Source organism: Krasilnikovia sp. M28-CT-15 (assembly GCF_047159595.1).
Lineage (GTDB): Bacteria > Actinomycetota > Actinomycetes > Mycobacteriales > Micromonosporaceae > Actinoplanes.
Window position 1 is genome coordinate 2717562 of sequence record NZ_BAAGAK010000001.1, and the last position, 24507, is coordinate 2742068.

Sequence of the window (24507 nt, forward strand, 5' to 3'; positions counted from 1 at the left end):
GCTCTCATCCCCGAACCTAGCCCTGCGAGCCGCTCCGTGGACATGATGAACGAACCAGCAACCGCAACCGTGCCGCCGCCACGACGGTGGTCCCACCAGCCCGGAACGAACACCAGCGGGCTGTTCGGCGACGCATCCAACTTTGACGATCGATTCGTGCCGGAATACCACCGAATCTCCGAGATTGTCGCCGCGCTTCGGGTGCTCGGTCTGAAGGTGGTACTTACCAGCGGCACCTTCGATATCCTGCACGAGGGACACTCCATGTACCTGGAGGCAGCCCGCGCGTTTGGAAACTTCCTGATTGTCGGCGTGGACAGCGACGCTAAGGTCCGCCGCCGGAAGGGCGTATGGCGTCCCGCGGTGCCCGAGGCCGAGCGGTTGCGTATGGTCACCCACCAGCGCGGTGTCGGCCTGGTCACTCTGAAGCCCGCCGATGAGCCGCGCTGGTCGCTGATCAAGGCGGTGCACCCGGACGTGCTCGTAACCACGGAGGATACCTACAAGCCGGACGAGATCTCAGAGTTGGAGGCCAAGTACTGTGGCCGGGTTCAGGTCCTCGAGCGGATGGCCACCGTGAGCACGTCAGCCCGACTGAGGCTGCTACAGCTCGACCTGGCCAGGCACATGTCCGAGCGGATCGCCGAGCAATTGCCCGATCTGCCGCCTGCTGTGCTTGAGGGCCTTCTCGACGAACTTGGGGAGCCAAGCTGAAACAGCTCCTGCTCTATCTGCCAGTCCTCCAAGCTGGCTACATAGCGTTGCTGGAACGGCATCGAGACGCAACCGAGGTTCTGCTTCTCGGCAAGTCCTTCGCCGAAGACTATCCGCCAATGACCAAGGATATCCGCGCGCTTCCAGCCGAGCGTGCAGCTCTATATCTCAACAGCGTCGGGCTGCACCCGCCCGTTAGGGTCGTCGAGCGCGACGACATGCTGGAGGCGGTCACTGGCGGCACACTTGTCCTGCCGGCCGAAGAAGTCTCCCGCACGATCGTCGAGACCTTTGGACTGCAGAAACTGGCTACTATTGAGTACGAGCCCACGTTCCTTCGGTGGGAACGTGCATGGAGCCTGGCTCAACGTCCAGTTGACTATGACGGGGTGGTCACTAGAGACGATCTTCCCCGCCGCCTAATTCGGGAGGCGACAGACCTAGCCAAGCGCAGCTCCGACTGGTGGCGGCAGGTCGGAGCAGTCGCGGCGCGTGATGGTGAGATACTCGACGCGGCGTACAACAGACATTTGCCCACTGAACAGGCGCCATATATCGACGGTGACCCTCGTAACGAATTCCGTCGTGGCGTACGGATCGATCTCTCGACTGCGATCCACGCCGAGGCGACGATTGTGGCGAACGCTGCTCGTACTGGGCGCTCGCTGGCTGGCGCGGACCTGTACGTATCGACGTTCCCGTGCCCAAGCTGTGCCCGCCTGGTCGCCATGGCCGGCTTCCGGCGCTGCTATTTCGCCGGTCCGTACTCATTGCTCAACGGCGAAATTGTGCTACGCCAGGCCGGTGTCGAGCTGATTTGGGTCGATATCGCGGATCCTGTCCCGCAATCGTGACTCCTTCTCCCGGTCCGGCCGTGTGCTCAGCTTCATCCGTACCGGCTCGTGCGCCGGGTCGTCGACGTCGCCAACGATGACGTGCACGTGGACGTGCTCGATGGTGGCGCCCGTGAAGAGGCCATTACCGTTGCGAACGCCGATACCATACGATGTGATGTCGTAGCGGTCGCGAATCCAGCTGAGGGTTTTCCAGAACGAAGCCTGCGCCTGCGGATCAAGGTCGGCTAAATCCGTCACGTGGTCATGCGGCACCATCAAGAGATGCAGTCGGGCGCCTCGATAAGGGAACTCGTTTGGCGTGACCGCCCAGTGTTCGTTCCGATAGACCGTTCGCTGAACAGCGTCGTGGTCCAGATGCGGTGGGCAAAAGATGCAAATCCCGTCCGCTTCCAGCCGAAGCATGTCCGCGAGCTGGCGCTCGGTGCGATAGTTGCTGAGGTGGTAAAGGGGCATAGTTAGGGACGCTCATAGGTCTGGAAGGAATAGGGGAGGGCATCCCCGAGGACTCTCTCCTCGGTAACCAACTGGAATCCGGCTAGCCAGCCGGCCGGCATGGCTTTGTCACCGGCCACTCGGTCGTGCACGCGCGTGAGATATATTCGTTCGACATGGGGCAACGCCTGCCGGTAGACCTCGGCGCCCCCGATGACGAACATCTGCTTGTCGCCCGCGAACGCGGCGATTGTGCGCGCCGCGTGCAAAGCGGATTCGACATCTGGCTGGGGCACTACCCCGTCGAGCGGCGACAGCCGCTGAGGTTGACTGGTGACGACGACGGTACAACGACCGGGTAGCGCATGGCCCAAGCGATCGACGATCGACCGATGAGTGCGCCGACCGGCGACCATAACGTGACCGGTTGTCAGCTCCTTGAATCGCCGGAGATCGCTCGGCAAATGCCACGGTAAGTCATCAGCACGGCCGATGACGTCGGCGTCGTCCGCCGCAACAATGAGACACGTGGTCATGGCGACACCGGGATCCGGCCGACGGCTGGGTGTGGGAAATAGTCCGTCAGTGTGAAATGCTCCGCGCGGAAATCGTGAATGCTCTGGACGGTCTGCCCGGCGGCCGTCAACTGCATTGTCGGGAGAAGCCGTGGCTCTCTCCCGAGCATCTTGCGTACCTGCTCGACTTGATCTGCGTAGATGTGAGCGTCCGAAATTGTGTGGTAGTAGACACCAGCCGGAATGTTAGTAAGCTGCTCGAGCATTAGCATGAGCGCCGCATATTGAATCATGTTGGAGGGTACTCCAACGGGTACGTCGCCGGAGCGCTGGAACATATGCAGGTGCAAACGTCCGCCAAGTACGCGAACATGTACCCAGCCGTGACAGGGCGCAATCGTGGTACGCGGAAGTTTGCCTTTACCGCGGACCTGGTATTGGGGAATCCAGGGCGACACGAAATGTGTACGGTCGTTTGGCAGCTCCCTGATCTGCTCCACCAGATGGGCGAGCTGATCAAACGGTGGACCCTCGGCGGTCGGGAAGGCCTTGAACGCGCCGCCGTACGACCCGGGTCCGAGGGACCCTTCAGGGAGATTCCGCTTGCTCGTCTTCTCGAGCGTAGCCCATGGTGACCACCAGTCACATCCGAACTCACTTAGCTCGCTCAGGGTGGTCGCGCCGTTGATGAACGCGCATAGCTCGCCGATCGCTTTGCGCCAAAAGCCCGAGACGTCGCGCTCGGTTATCGCCGGAAAGCCATTTCGCAGGTCGAAGCGCATAGTCTGCTGCATCAGCGTAACGGCCTGTGGGCCCTGTCTGGTCGGAGTCTCTTCGCCATCGGTGAGGATGCGCTCAAGCAACTGGCGGTATTGCTCATCGGGCCGTCGCTCCGTCATCTCATATTGCTGCATCGATTTCCCCCGCCCTCGGAATCGTCAAGTTAGAGCTTGCCATCGGATTTGTCATTGACGTCACCAGGTCAGTTGTTGTCGAAGGAGTGTTGCATTGCAGCGGGAGGGGCGAGGGCACGAAACCAGCCTATTGACTGGGGAGAGTACCGGGGATGTTGTGGAGCGAATGTTCGTCCATGACGGCCCAAAGGCCGCCATGGATGAGCCAGCATGCAGAGGTCAGAGCTCGCCAGTCCACCATCGTCCCAGGAGGAATCTCGCCGGAATCGTCAAATAGCCTAATGCTCCCCGAATAGTCCATTGAGAACTCGGGCGATGTTATCGTTCCGTGTCCGGGGCGATCTTCTCCGAGAGGGGTTAGGCGAACGAGGTGGCGGACTCGGCTCTCGGGAAGAGTTGCCGAGTCTTTGCCAAGCTGATTATAGTCGAATGCAATGCCGATAATCGCGCCGGATGCAGTTAGATTTGCGATCGCATCCTCAAACATCCCAAAGGCAATCTCATTGATTCCTATGATTTTCAACGTAATCGAATCGTTAATACTTAGAAGCTCTCGGACTGTCGAAAATCTCTCAACCGCTTGCTTGGGAGTGACTCCAAGGGTTGCTGCATTGGTGGAACTTGAAAGGCTCCAGGGATTGAAGTCGCTCGGCCCTACGGTGACTCCCATGATCTTTGCAATTTCACGACGCGTATCGGGCGTGTCCGCGATAATCGGATTATGTGAGATGGCAAGGACTGCGCGTAGGATGAAAGCTGGTACGCAACAATGCGTTGGCCAAGGGCTGACGTGCCTACAGCAACTACGGCTTGTGCTGTGCGGTTGGTTCGCCGCTGCATCCGAAAATGGCATGGGTGCTACTCTGGCTCGCTATTGCTGATGAACGTCCTTTTGCGGCCGCCGGGATACCAGAAGTCGGAGACACACTTCAGTGAACAGAACAGACCGTCCTCGAGACTTCCCGTGCCGTGTGGGTCCGGTGGCAACGGGCCTCCACAATTTGGGCATACCTGAAGGTCGCGGCTGTATTTGATATGACGTCTTGTTGTAGGTTCATCTGATTCCACGGCTCTCTCCTGTTCACGCACAGACCTGCCTGAGAAGCAAGCCGTGCACGCGCCCTGTGTTTCACACGCCGATCGTGCAACGATGGTACCGGTTCGGTCATGCTGACCGAGAGTGTCCTCCTTGCCGCGGGCGTGGCCCAGGAGGCTACAGTGTCTGGCATGCGAGGCGGCGGCCCGAGCTTCCCCGGGCGGCGGACCTCTCGCTGCGCGCGACTGAGCCATCCCGCCCTGACAGTACTCGTCAGCGCGGGTTCGACGACCTTGGCCGACAAGGCTCTCAAGGATCGGCGCATCGGTGCACCCGCGGTTCTAGCGGCACCGCTTCCGGCCGAGGTCGTTGCATCGGCAGAAGGCCGCCACTGCCCTCACGCTCAGCCGGTCGGCGAACACTTGCCGGGCCGCTGCTTGCGTCGGACGCGCGGGCCACGGATCGGCGGGACCGCGTCGATCAAGCGCAGCAGCTTGGTGACGTCGTTGCAGATGCCGCCGGCCCCCGGTGATCAGGTTGTGCTTGCCCAGCCGACCCCGGTCGACCGGACTCGGACCGGTGCCGTCCACCCATTGAGCGCCCGCAGGTGTGAGGAATGCACCACCGCATGCTCCAGGCCCACCGGCCCCCGCCGCGCGCAGCTCGGCCAGCAGTACGCCATGCAGCTGCTGCCACATGCCTGGCCTCGTCCACCTTCCAGCTGCCGCCAGTACGTCGCACCCGACGCCTCGACGTGGCAAGAGTGTCTGGTTCTGACGCCCTTTTGGTGGCCTCACTCGGACGGGCGAAGATCAGTCCCACAGCGCTCCGCGGGCGACCCGCTGGTGCCAGCGATCGAGTTTCGTAGTCTGTTGGGGGCTGGTGATTTCAAGGTAGCCGTGGGGGTCGGCGATCCACCAGGCGTTGTCGTAGTGGACGTAGATGCGGTGCCGGTCGGCGGGTGACAGCGGTACGACGCGTCCGGCGGCGGCGTGGTCGTCCATGACGGCGCGGCTGATGATCCGCGGGCCGGTGGTGGGGATGTCGGTGGTGGCGGGGACCGGCTGAGGTTTGTCGTTCATGGCTGGTCTCGCGTTCACAGCTCAATGGGGCGGATGTCGGCGGCCGGCGCGTGGTCCAGCGGTGGTTCCAGGCCGTTCTGCCGGTCCTGCCGGACGGTCATCTGCTGCTGGTGTTCGCGGGTAGGGTGCGCGCTCCGTTCGGCGGCCTCGGCGCCAGAGACTGTCAGGGTGGCGTGCACGTGCGCGACCAGGAGATCCCTGCCCACAATGATGGCGGCGCCGGCCCGGACGGTCGCCGTGCGTACGCGGGTGAGGTAGGCGTAGTCCGTTTCCGCGGTGGCGGCGCTTACGTGGTCGGGGTTGTCGTAGCGGGCGACGTCGCGGGCGCGTTGCAGTTGCCAGGCGAGGGTGACGGGGTCGAACGGGTCGCCGTCGTAGCCGAGTGATACGGCTAGTTCGAAGGTGAGCTTGCGCTGTTCGGTGGTGAACACCGCCGGGTCGAGCCACGCGGCGACTTCCCGGGCTTGCTCCGGGTGCTGGATCAGGTCGGCGATGATCTGGTCTTCAGGGTTCAGTTCCACCTCGATCTGCGCGTCGATGTTCGCGTACCCGATGTCCAGCGTCGTCTGGACGGTGATGTCGGTGTCGATGGTCGCGGCGGGGGTGAACACGACCGCTTGGGCGTCGAGGGCGTCCGCGACGCGGGTGAGCGCGTCGCGGGTTTCCGGGTCGGTGGCGAGTTCGGCGGTGTCGCGGTAGGGCTGGGCGAAGTCGGCGACGTCGCGGTCGAACGCGGCCTGCACGACGATCCACGCGTACTCGGGCACCAGTACGGGGTCCGGGGCGCTGGCGGCCAGCTCGTGCAGCCAGGCGGAGTCGACGTCGGGTTGGGCGACGATCCCGGCCACGGCCGTAGCCCGCTCTTCGATGCTGGTGTGGGGCAGCAGCTCTAGGTCGCGGAGGGCCTGGTAGACGGCACGGTGGATGGGGTGGCCGAAGTCGTCGGCTTCGATATTGCCGGTGATGGGGGTGGTGTTGGTGCCGGCGAGCATCACCCCGAGGAGGCCTCGTTCCGCCCGCATGATCAGCTGTGACATCAGTGGTCGTCCTTACCGTGGGTGTGCTTGTCGGCGGCGGCGTCCGCGGCGGCCAGTTGCCGGCTGGTGCGGTCAAGGTGGGCGGCGTGGGCCAGGTCGTGGCAGCGGTCCCACCGGGTGGCGTCGCCGCTGCGGGTCCACCACGCCTGCTGGTAGCGGGCGTAGTAGGGCATGGCGTCGCTGTGCAGGCAGGCGGTGCCGGCGTCCAGCGCCTGGTCCATGTCGGCGCTGCTGACCGTGTCGGCCGTTTTGCCGCCGGCTGAGGGTGGCCGGGCCTGCGCCGGGGCCCTGGCTGGTCGGGGTGCGGAGGTCATGACCGGTGGCTGGTGGCTGCGCCATTGCTCGGCTAGTTCTGGTGCGGCGTCGGTGAGCAGGTCGGCGTCGGTGTGCCCGGCACGGCAGCCGGGTGCCCAGAAGTTGAGCGCGGCGGTGATGGTCTGGCGCAGTTCGCCGTGCCAGGACCGCGCGGCGTGTGGGGTGCCGGCGGTGCCAGGGGTGTCGTATAGGTGCTCGCGCCAGGCTTTGAGGCTGCGCAGTTCCTCGACCAGGCCGGGGTGCTGCGGCCAGCACAGCGGGAGCCGTTCCTCGCGGGACAGTTCGTACAGGTCGTGGATCCAGATCACCCAGTCGGCCAGCGCCCGCCACTCGGCAGCCTGCTCACCCGCGTCGAGGCTGTGCCACTCGAGGATCAGCGGCCGTGCCTGATCCAGCCCGGCCTGCCCTTCCGGCGCTGCCGGCATTGCCCCCCGTGCGGTGGCCGCGGCAGATGGTTGGGGCCGCCGTGAGGGGGCTGTGCCGGGGGATGGGCTCATCAGCGGACCTTCTCGCGTGTCGGAGCAACCGCCGTGACGGTGACCGCGGGGCCATCCATGGCGGTGGGGGGCTGGTCGAGGCCCATTAGGGCACGGGCCTGCGTTCTGGCTTGGGCGTAGACGGCGCGGTCGCGGCTTTCGTGGTGCCGGACCATCCGGGTGATCACCGCAGGGGTGGTGCCATGCAGGATCAGCGCTTCGCGTTTGTTCTCGTCGAGGGTGCGGATCCGGTCCGGCGACAGCGCTTTACGGTCCGTGACGGTGGCCTGGGTGTGGTGGCCGTGGCGGTGGCGTTGCGGTACCAGCAGGGTTTCCCGGAAGGCGCCGGCGAGTTTGGAGAACTCGTCGAGGTCGTCCCCGGCCAGACCGCCGAGGGCGATCTTGACGGTGGCGTTGGACCAGATCATCTTGCGGCCCACCTGCCGCCAGCGGTGTTCGGCGGCAGCGAGATTCTGCAGGACCGCGGTGACGAAGATCCCGGACCCGGCCGCATAGGACATGAGCTGTGGCAGGTTCGGCAGTGGCACCACGTTGGTGACCTCGTCCAGGAACAGTCCCAGCGGGGGATCGAGGCGCTCATTGGCCGAGGTTTGGGCCAGGTTCTTCGCGGTGGTGATGATCTCGTTGACGAACGCGGTGACCAGCGGTGCGAGCGCGTCCGCCTGGTCCTCGTCGACCAGCAGATAGACGGTGTCCTTCTTTGAGGTCAGGAATGCGTCGACGTCGAACGAGTCGGCGACGCTGCCGCAGAACACGGCTTTGGCGGCGGGGCCGAGCAGGCTCGCGGTGCCGGTCTGCACGGTGGCCCACAGGTTCGCGCGGGTGGTTTGCGGCTGCCGGTAGAACCCGTCGAGCATCTTCAGCACGCCCTCGTTGGCGTCGCTGGCACCTCGCAGGAGTTTGACCGGGGTGTCGTCGCCGGGCTTGCTGGACCATTCCAGGACGTCGGTCATGGTCTTGTCACACAGGGCCGCGGTGTGCAGCCACGCGGCCATTAGGTTCGTCGCGGTCAGGCCGAAGAACCCGGCGTTGGAGGAGTCGGCGGTTTCCTGTTTGCCGACCTGGATCATCACGTCCGCGCGGCGCCGCGCGACATCGTAGTTACCGCAGCCCGCGATGGGGCTCCACTGCACCCGGTGCGGCCACTGCACGGTGCCGGTCAGTTCCATGAGCCACGCCGTGCCGCGCAGGCTGGCGGTGGCTTGCAGCACGTCGGGGCGGATCGAGGTGACCACCGCCGGTCCGGGAAACCGGCGCAGCCACGGAATGATCACCTGCGAGGTTTTGCCCTGGCGCGGTGCGGCCACCAGCAGCACCGACGACTCCAGCCCGGCATACAGTTTCCGCCGCCCGGTGCTGCCCAGCTCCACCGCCACGTCGGCCAGCTCCGGCTTACGTGCCAAGGTCGGGCGGATGCGCGTGGCCGTCTTCAGCACGGCACGGGCGGACAGTTTCCGGTCGAGTTGCTGCGCCGAGGCCATGCCATGCGGTTGTCCGGGCGGGCGCGCCCACCGCCACACCAGCACCGTCACCGTGATCAGCACCGCGCACACCAGGACGGCGGCGGTGTAGAAGCCGACCGGTCCGGGCAGCTGCGCCTGAGCGGCGGCCGGCCACGCCTCGCGTGGGTTGCCCCAGTGTTTCGGTAGCGCGACGGCGAGGGTGAAGCACTGGTCGAACGGGACGTCGGGCCAGGTCCAGCGGAACAGCAGCCCGCCGATCTGCCCGGACAACCACGTACCGGTCCCGAGGAATCCGAGGCCGCCGATCAACGCCGCAACGGCGTAGTCGGAACCCGACATCGCGCCCGTACCGCGAACCCGGGTCGTAGTCGTCGTGTCCATATCAGACTGACATCCGCTCGTTGGTGTAGTACAGGCCGCGTTCGGTGGGGTGCAAAACGACCTGCACGACGTGGGAGGCGGTGCGGCCGATCTTCCACACCGCGCGGCCGATCTGTTCCCCGGACCATGAGGCGATGTGCGCGCATTCGGTGTCGGTCAGGCCGATGGCGTCGCGGGTCATGGCGAGCGGTTCGGTGTCTTGGCGTAGGCAGATCCGCACGTCACACGACGCGATCAGGTTCCGGGCGATCGCGACTTCGGCCGATCCGGCGGGGCCGACTGCTTCGAAGTCCGCGAGCCGGTGCGTGGCCAGGAGTTGGATGGTGCCCTGGGCGCGGGACAACCTGAGGTCGGAGTCGATTTTGCGGATCATGGCGGGGATCCGCATGGCCCGCCACAGCTCGTCGCGGATGACCAGGCGGACGGGTCCGCCGGGGGTGTCGATGGCCGCCTGCCCCCACGAGCTGACGCAGGCGAGGGTCATGGCGACGGTGTCGTCACCCCGCCCGTCGATCCGGGACAGGTCCACGGTCTGGATCGGGGCGTCGAAGTCCATCCGCACCGTGGTCGGACGGTCGAACAGCCCGGACAGGGAGCCTTGGACCATGTTGCCGAGGGCGTCCGCGGCCGGGCGAATCATCTCCCGCAGCGCCGCAACGGAGCCGTTGTCGACGCGCATCTCGGTGGCCATCTCGGGCAGTGGGTCGCGTAGCAGCGCCCATACCTGGGGGATGGTCGGATCCACGAGCGTGGTGCTGGCGGTGGCCTGGCCGGAGGCGTGGGTGATGGCCAGCGACAGGGCCGCTTCCTCGGTGGGCTCGAGGTCCCGGCCGAGCCGGACCGTGATGAGGGAGCCGAGCAGGGTGATCCGCCGCCGGTGGATCTCATCCAGGCGTTCGCGCAGCAGGTCGGGGTCGGCGGGCAGGTTGTCGCCGAGCGGGCCGGCGTCGAGGGGGTTGAGCCGGGCCGGTAGGCCCGGGCCGATCTCGACCGGTTCCACACCGAGGGCGCGGGCGAGGGGAGCGTATTCGTTCTTGATGTCGCCGGGGACGAACGCCTTCACGCCGTAGGCCATCAGCCGGTGCGCGATCGCTTTGATCGTGGCGGACTTCCCCGCCCCGGGAACCCCCGTGATCATCATGTTGGGGTTGGTGACCAGACCCCGTTGCAGCCATTCGATGGGGTGGCAGGTGAACGCGCCGCCGGAGAGGCAGTCGATGCCGATGTAGGCACCGACCGGGGGCATCGACGCCCCGTACAGCCACGGGTACAGGCCCTGGACCTGCCCGGTGGAGCCCCGGAACGTGGGCACTGCTGGGGTCAGCGGGGCCCGGCCGCCGAACGGGCGGGCCCAGCCCCGCGACGGCGGCACCGGCTCCCGCGCCGCGCGCGGCGCCCGTCCTGTCTTCTTCTCAGCCGCTGCCGCCGGGCGGTCTTGCTTGCTGGTCGTGCTCCCGAGAAGGTCGCTCAGGTCCGCGACAGGCAGGTCACGGGTTTGGGTGAACAGTCCCATGGCTGCCGTCACCACCTTTTCTTGGGCAGGCCGAACCCGAGTGGCAGGGCGCTCATCGCGAACCCGACGTCCTGGGCGAACCACATCCGCCGCAGCTCGATCCGCGCCGCGGCCGCGTCGGCTTCCAACTCGGCGCAGGCGTCCTCAAGCCGGTCCGCGTCGGTGACGGTCACGGTGACGTACGCGGTGAACCGGACCAGGCCGTGCCCGGCGGCGCGTTCGATGTCCTGCAACCGGGCCCGGTCATGCGCCTGCCGTTCGTGTTCGGGGACGATCTGCCCGGTGCGTTGGCGCATCGCGATCGCGACCTGCCGCGCGGTGCGTTCCCGCATCACTTCCCGTTCCGCTTGGCGCGGCCCCAGCGGCTCGACATGCAGGCTGAACGCCCGCCGGTGCTGCCCCTCACCCAGCAAAGGGGCGAGGGCGGTGGCGTAGACCTCGTTGCGGGGCCAGTCATGCACCCAATACGTGACGCTGGTCGCGCCGTCATGGCTGTACGCGCCGGGCTGCGCCACCGCCGCGGCAGGTCCCGCGACGGCGGGATCCACGCCCGCGTCCAGGCCCTCACCGGTGGCGAGGGGGCCGGTGGCGGTGGCGCGGCGCTCGGCGAGGTGCCGGACCGAGTGCGGGTCGAACGCGGTGCGGATCACCTCGGCCAGATCGCGGGGGCCCAGCCAGGCGTCGATCTGCAGGTCCGCGCCGGCCACCGACCCGGCGACGGCCCGTAGCTGCCGGGTCAGGACCGCGGCGGCTCCGGCGGTGCCGCCGCCGGCCTGCTTGATCGCCCGCGCGGCCTTCTTCGCGTCCATGGTGAACGCCAGGAACGCCTCCCGATCCGAGGTCGCGAGCGTTGCTGTCGAGAGCAGTCCGGTGGTGATTTCCGCCGACACCGTCGGGGCGTCGGGGGAGAGGTGGTCGGTGTGCCAGCGGCGCAGCGCCGCGCCGGACTCCGGCAGCAGGCGTTGCATCGCCTGGACCCGCACGATGGGCGCGCCTTCGGTGCACAAGCCGGCGAGCAGCGCACCCCACCCGGCGACGCGTTGCTCGCGGCGGGCGGTGTCGACCAGCCCGATCCCGGGGAACCGGACCCGGGCGACGGCGGTGTAGGTGCGCTCGTGACGATGGTGTGCGATGGCCAGGGGTTCACCGCCGGGCATGGCAGCTTCCAGGATCTGTACCGGCGCCAGAATCCCCGGTAGGTCCTGCGGGCGGGGCGCGGCGGGTGCGGCCGTCTTCGCGGGCGGGGCGAACGCCGCGGACGCGAACTTGTGCTGGCCCTGGAACCGCAGGATCCCGTAGGAGGCCGCGGCGCTGGCCCATTCGTCGACGGTGCGCCCGCCCACCCGCAGGAACGCCAGCCCGACCAGGAGCACGGCGGCCGGCCAGGTGACGAATCCGGCGGCCAGGCTCGCGATGGTCAACGGCCACGCGGCGAGCACGACCGCGACCGCGAGCATTCCGAAGCGGGGGCCGGACAGGCCGTACATGAACGCGACCTTGTCCTGCTGCCACCCGGCATAGGTACGCGGGCGGGAACGATCCTCAGCGGAAACCGTGGTCACGACTGCTCACCCTTCTGGTGCTCGACAGGACTGCTCTGCACGGGACGGACATGCTCCACCGGACCCACCTGTCCGCTCGAGGGAGACGGTTCTGGCCGTGCCTGCTCGACGGGGCTGGCGGACCGTTGCTGCGGGATCACCGGCGTCGACTGCTCCCCGCCGGACGGTCCGGGCTCGGCGGCCATGCTGTTGGCGCCGGCAGTGTGGTGGTGCTCCGCCGGGCCGGGCGAGGGCGCCGGTAGCGCGGACCCTGCCTCACCCCGTCCGGCGGCGTCTGTGCCCGACTCCACCGCTGAGCCGCGGGAACCGCCGACCTCACCCGGAGGGGGTGCCGAGTTCCCCGAGCCCGAGTCACCGGACGGTGGGGAGTCCGAGTTGGAACCGCCGGTCGTGGAGCTGTTCATCGGCGGGACCGGGCGGGGATAACCGGCCGGCTGCGCGTACGGGGACGCGCCGGGCAGGCCCGCATGTCCGGCGGTCTGTTCCATCCGGCCCACCAGGCTGTTCGCCGCCCGCTGCGCCATCTCTACACCCTTGGCCACGACCAGCGGAATCCCCGCGCCCGCAGCACCTGCCGCCGCGCCCGCAGCCGCGCCGCCTGCGCCCGCGGCACCCGCACCGCCCGCACCGCCCGCACCCGCACCCGCACCGGCGCCACTTGCGCCGCCGGCGGCGCTGGAGGCGGCTTCGGCGCGGGAACCGTACTCCGCCATGGTGCGCGCCTCCGCGTGCTTGCCGAACTGGCTCGGATCAACCCCGGCGGGCTGGCCACCACCCGCGCTGGAGGTCTGGCCGCCGGCGAAGCCGAGCACCGCCGCGAGGCCGGAGGGGCCACCCGAGTGCGCGGCGGCGAAGGTGAAGAACCGGGCGATCGCCGGCCATGCCAACGCCGCCAGCAGCAGGATCAGCATCCCGGCCAGCAGCGTGGCGAGGTCTTTGTCCTCGTTGCCGGCCACTCCGAACCCGAGCGCGAACACCAGCGCGATCACCGGCTTCAGCACGATCAGCCGCACCGTGGCCGACACCAGCTGCGACCACCACTGCTTAGTCGCGTCCGACACCATCCCGACCGCGGCGATCGGCGACGTCGCGATCAACGCCACCACCGCCGCATTACGCAGCAACAATTCGAACCACAACACGAGAACCAGCACGATCCCGATCACCGCGAGCAGCAGGATCAGCGACGGCGCCTGCAGAGTGTCGAACTCGAACAGGGTGGTCAGCTTCGTCGTCAGCCCCTGCGTGCTCCCGAAGCTCTGCCGGATGATGAACGCCGTCATCGCGTCCGCCGCTACCAGCGCCGTACTCGCCACAGTCAACGTGGCCAGGAATGCCAACGCCGCCTTGCCCACACCGATGAAACCTTGGGCGAGGGCGTTGCCGTCATGCGTGATCACTGTCCGCGCGATCTGCAATAGCAGCAGCAACACCGCCACGAAGCCGGCGATGCCCAACGACAGCCCGTAGACACTGCGGACCCCGGACGATGTCAGGTCCACGTTCGGGAACGCGGCGAACGCCTCCGCGAACCCCTTCAACATCGTCACCGCGGCCTCGGCGAACGACTTACACACCGACTCCCACGCCGACGACGCGGCGCCACTGATCACATCGCCGACCAAGTCCGACGGTGTGCAGGTCAGCGGCAAGTTGGTATCACACGGCACAGCAAGCTCCAGCGTTTGAGCGCGAGTCAGGTGAAAGGGGATTCAGTGTCAGACGGTTAGCGGCAGCCAGCCGGCGGCTACAGCTTGGGCACTGCCCGGAGCGAAGCGCAGCTCCGCGTAGTCCGGGGCGTCGGAGGCCCGCCGGACCATCTTCCAGTCGCCGCCCGACCACACCAGCGGGACCGGGAACACTCCCACGAGGTTCCGCATGCCCTTCGCGGGCGTCATGACGGTCAGGTAGCCGAGAAGCAGGACATTGACGTGATCAGCATCGGCGTCGCGGATCTGATAGGACACCGGCCCCAGAGTCATGGAAGCGCCCGCGGGAACCGGCCCCGCTACGGGCAGCCCGAGGCGGCGGCGTGAGTCTGCCGGGCCTTCGGCGAACTCGGCGGGTCGGCGCCCTGACACGGGATCGGTCACCGCCGTGCCGATCTGGATCGCGCGCGTCGGGTCCAGAGTAGACCCGACCTGAGCGGCGTACTCCACCGCCGCCGACACCGCACCGACCTGCGTGTGGGGGTATCCGACCGCGACTCCGTTCACCCGGCGGGCACCCTGGGCCAGCCGCAACGGCGAGGCGCCACCCGCAACGGCGGGGGTGGTGCTCGGCACAGCCGAGACCGTCGCCCCGGCAGGGGCGGTCGGAGCGGCTGGCGGGGAGGCCGCCACCGACGCGTGGTCGCGGCCCCGCACCAGCACCAGCACCGCGGCCAGCGCGACCGCGACGCCCACAACCAGGGCGATCAACTGCCGCCGTGCCGTACGGGGCGTGGCCAGGAAGGTGTTCTCCACCGGAGGCCTGTTCAGCCGGCCGCGGACTGGACCGCGTTGATCATCGGGATCGCGACCGCGGAGGCGAGGACACCGAGGGCGGAGAACAGAAACGCGCGCTTGCCCTTGTGCGCGGCGTCGGGCCGGTCCGACATGCTGCCCCACGCCATGTATGCGCCCGACGCCACCGCGACCACGCCGCAGACGATCAACACGCCCCACTTCACATACGAGATCAGCAACTGGATCGCGGACGAGCCGCCAGTGGGATCCACCGCGGCCGGGTTCGGGATCGGCGCGGCCACCACGACATCGGACAGGTGCGACAACAACACGGGAACTCCAGAAGTTACGCAGGGTCATGATCGTCCAGATCCCTGCGAATGACGTCGAGGCGGCCGCTTAGGGGTAGCCGACGGGGGGCTCACTCGTCAGGGGAACGGTCAGACAATAACCGAGAGTGATGCTCGCCTGTCAACCCTTGTCGGATAACTCCTCGTGTTCCGCCGGAAGCAGTCAAACGGCTTATAGCGGCCTAAACCACGCTGGCGACCGCATTGACGAGGAAGCCGCGAGCGCAAAACCACGCCGTTGCCCGGGCGCCCCGGTCCGGCGGCCACCGCTGGGCATCTACCTTTCACCTGCGGAATCGGTTTGCGACAGGGCTGCAACTGGGGTGCTGTGCATCGCCAGTTCAGGTAACCGACGGTGGTTCCACCATGCGACCTCCCCTCGACGGATCGCTCCCTCAGCCGCTCTTGACGTCACCGTCGAAGCATCACGTACAGTTACCGACCGGCGGATCCGGGGCGCTTGCGACCAGTCCCGCCCTCGCCGGGCTGCCCCGCCCAGCTTTCCATCCCGAAAAACCAGGACGGTTACTCTCCGATGTCATCCACGCCCCTCCAGCGCGTCCAGTGAAGCTGCGCGTCCTCGTTGCGGCCATCGCCGCGCTGCCGGTCCTGGCCACCGTCGGCGTCGCCGTCGCAGCCACCGGCTCCGGCGCGCTGGACCCGGTCTCCTGCGCCAGCCCTCTGTCACCCGCGACCAGCGACCCGACCGGCGGCAGCGCACCGATCAGCTACGACGATCTCGCCCCTGCACAGATCGGCAACGCCCGCATCATCTACACCGTCGCCGTCCAACGCGGCCTACCGACCCGGGCCAGCGTCATCGCGATCGCGACCGCCCTGCAGGAATCCCACCTGTACAACCTGGACACCGCCGTTGACCATGACAGCCTCGGCCTGTTCCAGCAGCGCCCGAGCCAAGGCTGGGGGACACCCGCGCAGATCCTCGACCCCGCCTACGCCTCCAACGCGTTCTACGACCGGCTTGTCGGCATCAACGGCTGGCAGGCCATGTCCCTCACCGAAGCCGCGCAGAAGGTGCAACGCTCAGCATTTCCCGACGCATACGCGAAATGGGAACCGCTTGCCACGCAACTCGCCGCCCAGTTCGCCACCGAACAACCCGCCCCCGCCATCCCCGGGAACGCGAGCGCAGACTGCGCCGAAGAGGGCGACGGATTGCCCACCGGCGGTGACGTCGACCTGCCCAACGGCATCACCCTGCCCGCCGGAACCCCGGCACCGGTGGTCACCGCGATCGCGTGGGCACTCGCCCAACGCGGTACCCCCTACCACTTCGGCGGTGACTGCACCGACCCCCACAGCGGAAACCCGGCCCACCAATGCGACTGCTCATCCCTCATGCAACAGGCCTACCGGCACGCCGGAATCAACATCCCGCGCACCACGCTCGACCAGATCCACGCCGGAACTGCCGTTCCCGCCGTCTCCGCCATCGCTCCCGGCGACCTCGTCCTCATCGCCGGCAGTCTCGGCAGCCACAGCCGCCCCCGCCACGTCGGCATGTACATCGGACAAGGACTCATCGTCCAAGCCCCCCACACCGGAGACGTCGTCAAACTGACCCCCCTCTCCGCCTGGCACAGCCAGATCGCAGCCATTCGTCGCGTGGTTAACTGACGGTCGGGTAGCGCCATCTCCCCGAGACGCAAGGCGCCGCAGCAGCCTGAAGCGGTCACGTGGCCCACGCTGTGTACGCTCACCGGTTCGGGCTGCCTGCGGTCGGGTACGAAGGAACCGGGGGATGGGCGTGCGGATACTCCTGGGTGGCGACGTCAACATCAACCGTGACGCGCCGGTCACCGCGTTGCAGCCGCTGGCGTCGGTGTTGGCCGACGCCGACATTCGGTTCGTCAATCTGGAGGGCCCGCTGTGTGATCCCTCCGCCGATCCATTCAGCCCGGACATCCCGCACAAGCCGGGTTGGCGCCACAGCCCGCCACGGATGGTCGACGGGTTGCTCGCCGCGGGCATCGATGTAGTCAGCTGCGCGAACAACGTCAACTACCCGCCGACCGCGGCGCTGGCGAGCATCGACGTCCTCGACCGGTACGGCATCGCGCACTGCGGCGCCGGCGTTGACCGCGCGGCGGCGCGCTCACCCGCGGTCGTCGAGCGAGCCGGCGCGCGGGTCGGATTCCTGGCCTACACCAGCATCTTCTTCCCGTACGGCCACGCCGCCGGCGACCGTCAGCCCGGCGTCGCCACGGCGCGGGCGGAAACCAGTTACCGGCCCGACCCGCGTGTCGCCGAGGTGCCGGGGCGTCCTCCTGTGGTGTGCACCGTCGCCGATCCGGGCGACCTCGCCGCCCTCCGCGACGACGTGCGCAGGCTGCGCGACCAGGTCGATGTCGTGGTCTTCTCGATGCACTGGGGCGTGCCCGGGGACGGCCTGTGCGACTACCAGCGGCAGATCGCGCACGCCGCGATCGACGCCGGGGCAGACGTCATCGCCGGGCACGGCACACATGACGTGCACGGCGTCGAGTTTCACCGGTCGCGCCCGATCCTCTACGGCCTGGGCAACCTGGTCTTCGACTGGCCACCGATGTGCGGCCGCGGCGCCGGCCTCTCGCCATCGTCGACGTAGCACAGCGGTGCCTCACCCTGCACATCGTCTCCGCCACGGACGAACACGGGACGATCCAACTACTCACGCCCGCCGACGCCGGGACAGCGATCGCGGACCGCGTCACGCGGCTGTCCGCGGAACTCGGCACCACGGTTGTGGCGCATGACACCCATCTCGACGTCGAATGGCCGATCCGGGAGCGACCCGATAGCGCTCAGGAGGATCCAGTGGCGTTCGGGCGGGTGGACGTCGGTGGCAGCGGGAACCAGTAGTTCACGGTGGGTCCTTGCGTGGCGAGCCCCGCTCCCATGGATTCGTACAGGCGGCGGGCCGCGGTGTTGTCCTCTCCGGTCGTGAGGAACATCTTGCTGGCGCCGAGCTCCACTCCGGCCTTTATGAATGCCCGCAGCAGTTCACGGCCGATGCCGTGCCGCCGCCGGCGCTCGGCGACTTCCAGATTGTGTAGGTACAGCATCCCGGCACCATCCGGCCGGGGCAGCAGGTAGCCCCAGCACCAGCCCTGGACGTCGTGATCCGCCGCGGCGATGAACGCGATCGTCCCCGGCGACCGGGCGAACCCGGCAGCGCCGCCCGAACGCCGCAGAATCGTCGGGCCGCCCCCTCGAAGGCCTCCACGTCGGCCGACGCAACACGAATGATCACGAAAGCATCCTGCCCGAGTCCGCCCATGATCATCCCTGTTCGGATCTGGTGACACGCTGCTGATCACCTCACGCTTTGGGCAGGGACCGGCATGGAGCTGGTCTGAGTTCACCCGACCGACTTGCGTGGTCGCCTTGTGTGGCCGGCGGGCTGGTCCGGGCGGAGGTCGGCGATCAGGCGGGTCACCAACGGGCGCAACGCGGCTGATCTCGCGTGGCGCCATGCGGAGATGCCCGGCATGACGGTGTCCGGGATCGTCGCGGCACGGATGCACCACATTCCGGCCAACCCCACGACGAAACGCGATGCCTCGGGCGGCAGCGTCCGCAGCAGCCGATACGCCCGGTCCGTCGCCGCGGGTTGGCCGAGGGTGTGTCCGGTGGCGACCACGTCGGCCGCGAGCTGGGCGAGGTCGATCCACGGGGCACCGGCAGCGGCGTACGCCCAGTCGAGCAGCACCGCCGATCGTTTCTGGGCGTCGACCGTCGTGTTGTCGAGGCGAATGTCGCGGTGGACCAAGGCGTCGCCGGCCGTCCAGCGTTCCCACCCGGCGACCAGGTCGGCGGCTGGCCCTGCGTGCGCCGCCTCCCAGGCGTCGCCCGTACCGATCTCAAGCAGGCGTGTCCAGCCGTCGAAGTCGAAGATGCGCTGGGCAACCGGAGGCAGAGTGCCCGGTGCAAGGTGTCCGTTCGCCGTCCGGCATGCCGTCGCGACGGCCGCGATCGATGCATCGGTCCATGACTTTCCGGTTGCGCCGACGGCCCAGGTGGTGGCCAGGGCGATCCAGTCCCCGTGTTCGACGGTGGCGAGGCGTTGGGGCGCCGGCACCGACGTCGGCAGGGCGTCCAGGATCGCCGCCTCCTGACGGATCATCGTGTGGTTGTGTGCTCGGACCTCAGCAGACACGGCCTTGACGAAGACCTGTCGTCCGTCGGCCAGTCGCAGGCCCGCGGCGGGGCCGGGTGACATACCGCCGTGCAGATCCGTGTGACCGGCGATCGTGGCGCCGAGCGCCTCGGCGACGGCCGTCCGCACCGGTTCCGGGGTGTCGGCCCAAGCGGCCCGAGGGGTGAACGTCACGCCGCATCGTATGCCGGACACGCTGGCGGGTCTCTGCCACAGCAGATGGTTACGGGTCATTCCCCGCCGGTCGGCCTTGGACGGCCACGCGGATCGCACGGTGTCACTGTTGGCCACGCTGAGCGACAGCCGGAGTCGGTGGTGGGGCGCCGAGACGGCCATCCGGTAGCGGCGGTGGGTTGACGTGAGCGGTTTGCCAGGGCAGGAACGCAGCGCTGGACAGGACCCCGATGCCGCAGATCAGCAGCGCCGTCCGTACGTCGGCCACGGCGGCCAGTGCGCCACCGGCCGCGATGCCGGCAGGTTGGCTGACGCGTGAGGTGATCGACCAGCAGGCGCCGACGCGGGACAGGTACCGGTCGTCGGTGACGGCCATCCGGTAGGCGGCGAAAGCCGGATTGAACAATCCCGAGCCGAACAGCGCCAGGGTGCTCAGCCCGATCACGAGCAGCAGGCCACCGAGCCCGGCAGGGACGGCCGCGAGCGGGCACACCCACAATGCCCTACCCACTCCGGCGGCGAGCATGACGAGGCGCTGCCCGTATCGCCGTGTCAAAGGGGTCAGCGCGAGCGCACCCAACACCCCGCCGAGACACGGGAGCCCGTAGGCGAGGCCGTACTGCCAGGCGGGCAGGTGCAGCTCACGCAGCAGCAACACGGCCAGCAGCGGAGATCCGGCCATCATCGCCGCGCCGAAGATCTGCGCGTTGAGGAACAGAGCGCGCAGGCCCGGGTGCGCGGCGATGTAGCGCCAGCCCGCCACGATCTGAGTGCGGCGGCCAGCCCCGGCGATGCGCGCCGGCGGCCCCGGTTCACGGCCACCGATGCTGCGGATGCCCAGAGCGGACAGCAGGAAGCTCACCGCGTCCACACTGACCGTCGCGGCGACGCCGAGCCACGAGATCAGCACGCCGCCCACCGGCGGCCCGGCGCTGTTGGCAATCCAGAACGTCGCTTCCAGCCGCCCGGTCGCAGCGGTCCGGTCCGCGGCATCCACCAGAGCCTTGAGGTGGGCGCCGCTGGCCGCGGTGAAGACGATCGCGCCGGCTGCCTGCACGACCGCGACCGCAGCGAGGTGGGTGTAGGTGAGCGCGCCGGCCACCAGCGCGGCCGGGATGCTGAGGAGTGCGCCCGCCCGGGCCAGGTCCGCGCCGATCATGATCGGCCGTTTGCGGCGGAATTCGATCCACGGCCCGGCGGGCAGGGCAATGGCGGCCGCTGCCAGGCCCGACACAGTCGCCAGCAGCGACACCTGCCAGGCCGGGACCTGCAGCACGAGGATCGCGACCAACGGGATCGCGCCGAAGCCGACAGCGCTCCCGGCCTCGCTGGCCGCGGACGCGGCCCACAACCGCCGGAAGTCGGAGCCGAGAGCCACCGCAGCACTGTACTGAACAGTGAGGAGAGACTGCCCGGTGGCGCCTGATCGGGCGCTCGGCGACCACAAAACCCAGCTCAGCGCTTCCCAGGGCACGGACAGGTGATGTTTAGTTCACCGTGAGTCCTCGCGTTTGCGAGCCCCGCTCCCATGGCTTCGTAGAGGCGGCGGGCGGGCGTGTTGTCCTGCCCGGTCGTGAGGAAACACCTTGCTGGCGCCGAACTCCACCCCAGCTTCCATGAACGCCCGCAACAGTCCACGGCCGATGCCCTGCCGCCGCCAGCGCTCGGCGACTTCCAGATCGTGGGGGTACAGCATGCTGGCCACGTCACGATCTGCCAGGTGGCCGCACTGGTGCTGGGGAACTGTCGGTGGGGTGGCGCTGATGTGCGCCACCCCACCGACGGCGCTGCCCGTCTGGCAGTGGCCGGACCGAGGCTGCCTGGGAGCCTGTGGTTCCGGTCGTGTAGGGGGAGGGATTAGCCCTTGACGGCGATCTTCTTGCCGTAGGCCTTGACCGTGAACGAGACCCTCTTGTGGGTCCACGGGTTCCTCGCGCGCAACTTGACGCCGCGGTCCACGGTGGTCACCTTGACTATCGTGGCGCCCATCATGCGGTTGAAGTCGGCCGCGTCCCGGCGGACGGTCCGGCGCAACGCGGCGACCTTGATCCGGTGCCCGTGCGCGGCTCGGCGGGTGTCGGCCGCGCCCTGGGAGGCGACCTCGCCGACGGTGGCGGTCATGTTCACGTACGCCACGCCCCTGGCCAGTGTCGCCGTGCTGATCGTCACCGAGGCGGCTGGCAGCGGCACGTGCTGCGCCCCGTAGGTGTACGCCGTGGTGTCGGTGAAGCCGTCGCCGGTGCCGCGGCTGCTGGTCAGCGTCCCCGCCGCGCTGACGTGCAGGGTGATCGCCATGCCGTCGCTGTCGTGGTAGGTGTAGTCGGTGGACCCGTCGTCGTGCACGGTCTTGGTGCCCGCGTGCGCGCTGTCGTCGGTGAGCGCCTCGGCCGGAGTCTCCACGCCGGCGCCGATGTTGTCGACCAGGGTCGACGACGGGATCGCGGTGAACTGGTAGCGGACCTGGGGGCGGCCCATCATCTTCACCGCCGCCCGCTCGTCCGGCTCATTCAGGGACCGGTAGATGCCTACCACCGACGACGTACATGGCGTATTCGTAGCTGCCGAACCGGGACCGTGTGTATGCGATCTTGTGCGTGGTGTCGACCACCATCAAGGACGAGGCCGACTTCGAGCCCTCGCCGAACGTCTCGATGGCTTTCCAGCCGCTGCGGGCCGCGACCGTCGAGGCGTCGGCGACCGTCTTGAGCGCCGCGGCCATCGCGGTCGCGTCCAGCGAGGCCGTGGTGTCGGCGGCGTAGGCGGGGGCCGGTAGTGCGAACAGGCCGGCGGCCAGCGACACGGTGGCGGTCAGCAGGGAGGAACGGGTCGGACGAAACATCGGTACTCCGGGCAGAAGCGAGGGATGTGGATCAGAACGACGAACGGTATCGAAAGGTGCCCGTAACGCGGCTCAACGCAGCAGGTGCTGTTACTGACCGCTACCGCGATGGCGGATCGCCACCCGGCCTATCAACGGTGGCCATCCGTCCCGAGGCGGACTCGCCGGACCCGGACTGGCTACCAACTGCTACGTGTCCGATACATTCCGTGCGGATCTGGGTGGCGGAGCCTGCGAAATGGCAAGCGCGGCCGTCGCGGCCGCAGGGTCACGACCAGACCGGCACACCACCAGATCACTGTTACGCAGAGTTGCTGACATTCATGTCGCGAACCACTCACATGTCGAGATGTCGCTCATCAGCTGCTGGCTACCGGAATGGTGGATCGGACGGCGGACCGTGTCGGGCGGGTCGCGTCCACCCGGTGGACGCTTTGCCAACCGAAGCGCTGAGCGAGTGTCAACCCGAGGCCAGTCCCGAGGTGCGAATGTCCTTGGCTGCGGGCCAGGATCGTGAAGCGATACTCGGTGCAGGCCAGGATCATGGTGGCGCCCCTGGCACCACCAGGTCACATACGGGGACCGTCTTTGGGGCCCGTACCGTTCGGTGATTGTCGCCAGCGTGCGGGGGCTGACCACCGGATACCTGGAGATCACCTCAATGCTGCACTCCGCGCGCCTCGCCGCGATCGGAATGGCCCTGCTCACCCCGGCCTCGCTGGGCGTGGTGGCCGCGCCCGCGCAGGCGGCCACGTCCGGCCTGGCCGCAGTCGTGGAGACCACGAAGGTGCAGTACAAGGCCGCCAAGGCAAGCAGAACAAGGTCGTCGTGACCCGCACGGGCAACACCATCACGATCGACGACCGAGTGCCGGTCAAGGCGGGCCGGGGCTGCCGAGCGGTCAAGGGCGACAAGACCAAGGTGCGGTGCACCACGTCGAAGACGCCGACCAGGGTGCGGGTCTACACCTATGACCGGACCGACTCGATCGTCAACCAGACGGGGCTCGGCATGACCGCCGATGGCGGCAGCGGAAACGACACCATCACCGGGGGCCCGCGCCGCGACAGGCTTCGCGGCGGCACTGGAAACGACAAGATCTACGGCCTCGGCGGTTCGGACGACATCCAGGGGTGGGACGGCAACGACCGGTTGTACGGCGGCGACGGCGGCGACCGCATCGACGGCGGCGAGAACGACGACGCCTTGTACGGCCAGAACGGCGACGACTACCTCGACGGCTGGACGGGCGACGATCGGGTGTTCGGCGGCGCCGGTATGGACTGGATGTTCTCGAAGGCGTACCTCAGCGACGACTATGCCTTCACCGACGACACGGACCACGACGTCTTCGCGGGGGGCAGCGGCCGGGACAAGGTCGATTACTTCGGCTACGACGATCCGGTCACGGCCGACGCCGACGGGGTCACCGGCGACGACGGCATGAAGGGCGAGCACGACACCATCAAGACCGATGTCGAGGAGATCCAGGGCGGCCAGGCCAACGACCGGCTCTACGGCACCAGCCACCAAGACATCCTCTTCGGCGGCCCCGGCAACGACATCATCAAGGGGTACGGGGGCGACGACATCCTGGGCGGCGAACTCGGCGCCGACGTGATCGACGGCGGCTCCGGTGATGACGAACTCGTCGGCGACGATTTCGATTTGGGCCCGGTGAGCGCCGACATCATCCGGGGTGGGCCGGGCCGGGACCGGGTGAACTACATGAACTACACCACGGCGGTCGTGGTCGACCTGGACGGCGCGAAGGGTGACGACGGCCAGGCAGGCGAGCACGACACGGTGGGTGCCGACGTCGAGGACCTCATCGGCGGTTCCGGCAATGACCGGCTGACCGGCAACGCGGCCGCGAACGAGATCTGGGGTTGGGCCGGAAACGACATCATCCGCGGCGGCGCCGGCAACGACACGCTTTCCGGTTTCGAGGGCCGCGACAGTATCTACGGTGAGGACGGCGACGACGAGCTCGACGGCGACGCTACCGACCGGCTCGACGGCGGCCCGAACGGACCCGTTGGCGACCTGTGCCAGCCATCGGACAGCGGCACCGTGGTCAACTGCGAGCGGTAGGCGCTGACGGCGCCGTGTCACCCCGAACCTGGCCTACTCGCGACCGGGCGCTCCAACCAGGCGCTGCAGCGCGAGTTCCCGGACGAGGTGCAGGGCCGCATCTACCCTTTCGAAGGCAGGTCAAGT

The 24507-nt window shown here is 68.0% G+C and carries 24 protein-coding genes; 6 read left to right on the forward strand and 18 right to left on the reverse strand.

Features of this window, described 5'->3' with window-relative positions:
* Nucleotides 1-42 precede the first annotated feature (42 nt).
* Both ACMCNO_RS12745 and ACMCNO_RS12750 read left to right on the forward strand, forming a co-directional pair.
* Nucleotides 43-714, forward strand: a complete 672-nt coding sequence (locus tag ACMCNO_RS12745) for an adenylyltransferase/cytidyltransferase family protein (RefSeq protein ID WP_412753688.1) — start codon at nucleotides 43-45, stop codon at nucleotides 712-714.
* 47 nt (nucleotides 715-761) lie between these two features.
* Nucleotides 762-1568 (forward strand): deoxycytidylate deaminase, encoded by an 807-nt coding sequence (locus ACMCNO_RS12750; protein ID WP_412749620.1) that lies wholly within the window; start codon nucleotides 762-764, stop codon nucleotides 1566-1568.
* On the opposite strand, the gene ACMCNO_RS12755 is transcribed toward ACMCNO_RS12750, so the two are convergent.
* The 13 genes from ACMCNO_RS12755 to ACMCNO_RS12815 all read right to left on the reverse strand — a co-directional run bounded on the left by ACMCNO_RS12755 (nucleotide 1506) and on the right by ACMCNO_RS12815 (nucleotide 15097).
* Nucleotides 1506-2024, reverse strand: a complete 519-nt coding sequence (locus ACMCNO_RS12755) for an HIT family protein (protein WP_412749621.1) — start codon at nucleotides 2022-2024, stop codon at nucleotides 1506-1508. The genes ACMCNO_RS12750 and ACMCNO_RS12755 overlap by 63 nt on opposite strands.
* Nucleotides 2025-2026: 2 nt before the next feature.
* Complete coding sequence (locus ACMCNO_RS12760; protein ID WP_412749622.1) at nucleotides 2027-2539, reverse strand: dihydrofolate reductase; 513 nt, start codon at nucleotides 2537-2539, stop codon at nucleotides 2027-2029.
* On the reverse strand, nucleotides 2536-3432 hold the full coding sequence (thyA, locus tag ACMCNO_RS12765; protein WP_412749623.1) for a thymidylate synthase: 897 nt from the start codon (nucleotides 3430-3432) through the stop codon (nucleotides 2536-2538). The genes ACMCNO_RS12760 and thyA overlap by 4 nt, the downstream gene beginning before the upstream one ends.
* A 127-nt stretch (nucleotides 3433-3559) precedes the next feature.
* Complete coding sequence (locus tag ACMCNO_RS12770; protein ID WP_412749624.1) at nucleotides 3560-4102, reverse strand: hypothetical protein; 543 nt, start codon at nucleotides 4100-4102, stop codon at nucleotides 3560-3562.
* A 1178-nt stretch (nucleotides 4103-5280) separates the two neighbouring features.
* Entirely contained in the window at nucleotides 5281-5550 is a 270-nt protein-coding gene (locus tag ACMCNO_RS12775) for a hypothetical protein (protein ID WP_412749625.1), read from the reverse strand.
* A 14-nt stretch (nucleotides 5551-5564) separates the two neighbouring features.
* Nucleotides 5565-6587, reverse strand: coding sequence for a DnaB-like helicase N-terminal domain-containing protein (locus tag ACMCNO_RS12780; RefSeq protein ID WP_412749626.1), 1023 nt, complete (start codon nucleotides 6585-6587; stop codon nucleotides 5565-5567).
* Nucleotides 6587-7327 carry a hypothetical protein gene (locus ACMCNO_RS12785; protein ID WP_412749627.1) on the reverse strand — a complete coding sequence of 247 codons (741 nt, stop codon included), beginning with the start codon at nucleotides 7325-7327 and terminating at the stop codon, nucleotides 6587-6589. The genes ACMCNO_RS12780 and ACMCNO_RS12785 overlap by 1 nt, the downstream gene beginning before the upstream one ends.
* Nucleotides 7328-7398: 71 nt before the next feature.
* Entirely contained in the window at nucleotides 7399-9243 is a 1845-nt protein-coding gene (locus ACMCNO_RS12790) for a type IV secretory system conjugative DNA transfer family protein (protein ID WP_412749628.1), read from the reverse strand.
* A gap of 1 nt (nucleotide 9244) precedes the next feature.
* Complete coding sequence (locus ACMCNO_RS12795; RefSeq protein ID WP_412749629.1) at nucleotides 9245-10768, reverse strand: type VI secretion protein; 1524 nt, start codon at nucleotides 10766-10768, stop codon at nucleotides 9245-9247.
* Nucleotides 10765-12318 (reverse strand): SCO6880 family protein, encoded by a 1554-nt coding sequence (locus ACMCNO_RS12800; RefSeq protein ID WP_412749630.1) that lies wholly within the window; start codon nucleotides 12316-12318, stop codon nucleotides 10765-10767. The genes ACMCNO_RS12795 and ACMCNO_RS12800 overlap by 4 nt, the downstream gene beginning before the upstream one ends.
* Nucleotides 12315-13943: a hypothetical protein gene (locus ACMCNO_RS12805; RefSeq protein ID WP_412749631.1), complete on the reverse strand. Its 1629-nt coding sequence runs from the start codon at nucleotides 13941-13943 to the stop codon at nucleotides 12315-12317. Before ACMCNO_RS12805 ends, ACMCNO_RS12800 begins: the two co-directional genes overlap by 4 nt.
* Nucleotides 13944-14036: 93 nt before the next feature.
* Nucleotides 14037-14783: a hypothetical protein gene (locus ACMCNO_RS12810; protein WP_412749632.1), complete on the reverse strand. Its 747-nt coding sequence runs from the start codon at nucleotides 14781-14783 to the stop codon at nucleotides 14037-14039.
* 11 nt (nucleotides 14784-14794) lie between these two features.
* The gene (locus ACMCNO_RS12815) at nucleotides 14795-15097 is read right to left on the reverse strand and encodes a hypothetical protein (protein ID WP_412749633.1); all 303 of its coding nucleotides are present in this window, start codon (nucleotides 15095-15097) and stop codon (nucleotides 14795-14797) included.
* A 582-nt stretch (nucleotides 15098-15679) separates the two neighbouring features.
* On the opposite strand from ACMCNO_RS12815, the gene ACMCNO_RS12820 reads away from it, so the two are divergent.
* On the forward strand, nucleotides 15680-16753 hold the full coding sequence (locus ACMCNO_RS12820; protein WP_412749634.1) for a C40 family peptidase: 1074 nt from the start codon (nucleotides 15680-15682) through the stop codon (nucleotides 16751-16753).
* 124 nt (nucleotides 16754-16877) lie between these two features.
* Nucleotides 16878-17723, forward strand: coding sequence for a CapA family protein (locus ACMCNO_RS12825; protein WP_412749635.1), 846 nt, complete (start codon nucleotides 16878-16880; stop codon nucleotides 17721-17723).
* A 196-nt stretch (nucleotides 17724-17919) separates the two neighbouring features.
* Here the strand turns inward: ACMCNO_RS12825 and ACMCNO_RS12830 are convergent, their stop codons facing one another.
* The 5 genes from ACMCNO_RS12830 to ACMCNO_RS12850 form a co-directional block, all read right to left on the reverse strand.
* Nucleotides 17920-18591: a GNAT family N-acetyltransferase gene (locus ACMCNO_RS12830; RefSeq protein ID WP_412749636.1), complete on the reverse strand. Its 672-nt coding sequence runs from the start codon at nucleotides 18589-18591 to the stop codon at nucleotides 17920-17922.
* The gene (locus tag ACMCNO_RS12835) at nucleotides 18477-19448 is read right to left on the reverse strand and encodes a phosphotransferase family protein (RefSeq protein ID WP_412749637.1); all 972 of its coding nucleotides are present in this window, start codon (nucleotides 19446-19448) and stop codon (nucleotides 18477-18479) included. Before ACMCNO_RS12835 ends, ACMCNO_RS12830 begins: the two co-directional genes overlap by 115 nt.
* A 103-nt stretch (nucleotides 19449-19551) precedes the next feature.
* A complete protein-coding gene (locus tag ACMCNO_RS12840) occupies nucleotides 19552-20826 on the reverse strand; it encodes an MFS transporter (RefSeq protein WP_412749638.1) in 1275 nt (424 codons plus the stop codon).
* A gap of 479 nt (nucleotides 20827-21305) precedes the next feature.
* A complete protein-coding gene (locus tag ACMCNO_RS12845) occupies nucleotides 21306-21980 on the reverse strand; it encodes a hypothetical protein (protein ID WP_412749639.1) in 675 nt (224 codons plus the stop codon).
* The gene (locus tag ACMCNO_RS12850) at nucleotides 21952-22287 is read right to left on the reverse strand and encodes a hypothetical protein (protein WP_412749640.1); all 336 of its coding nucleotides are present in this window, start codon (nucleotides 22285-22287) and stop codon (nucleotides 21952-21954) included. Before ACMCNO_RS12850 ends, ACMCNO_RS12845 begins: the two co-directional genes overlap by 29 nt.
* A 622-nt stretch (nucleotides 22288-22909) precedes the next feature.
* Between ACMCNO_RS12850 and ACMCNO_RS12855 the strand changes: the two genes are divergently transcribed.
* Both ACMCNO_RS12855 and ACMCNO_RS12860 read left to right on the forward strand, forming a co-directional pair.
* Entirely contained in the window at nucleotides 22910-23119 is a 210-nt protein-coding gene (locus ACMCNO_RS12855) for a hypothetical protein (protein WP_412749641.1), read from the forward strand.
* Nucleotides 23116-24381 carry a calcium-binding protein gene (locus tag ACMCNO_RS12860; protein ID WP_412749642.1) on the forward strand — a complete coding sequence of 422 codons (1266 nt, stop codon included), beginning with the start codon at nucleotides 23116-23118 and terminating at the stop codon, nucleotides 24379-24381. The genes ACMCNO_RS12855 and ACMCNO_RS12860 overlap by 4 nt, the downstream gene beginning before the upstream one ends.
* Nucleotides 24382-24507 lie beyond the last annotated feature (126 nt).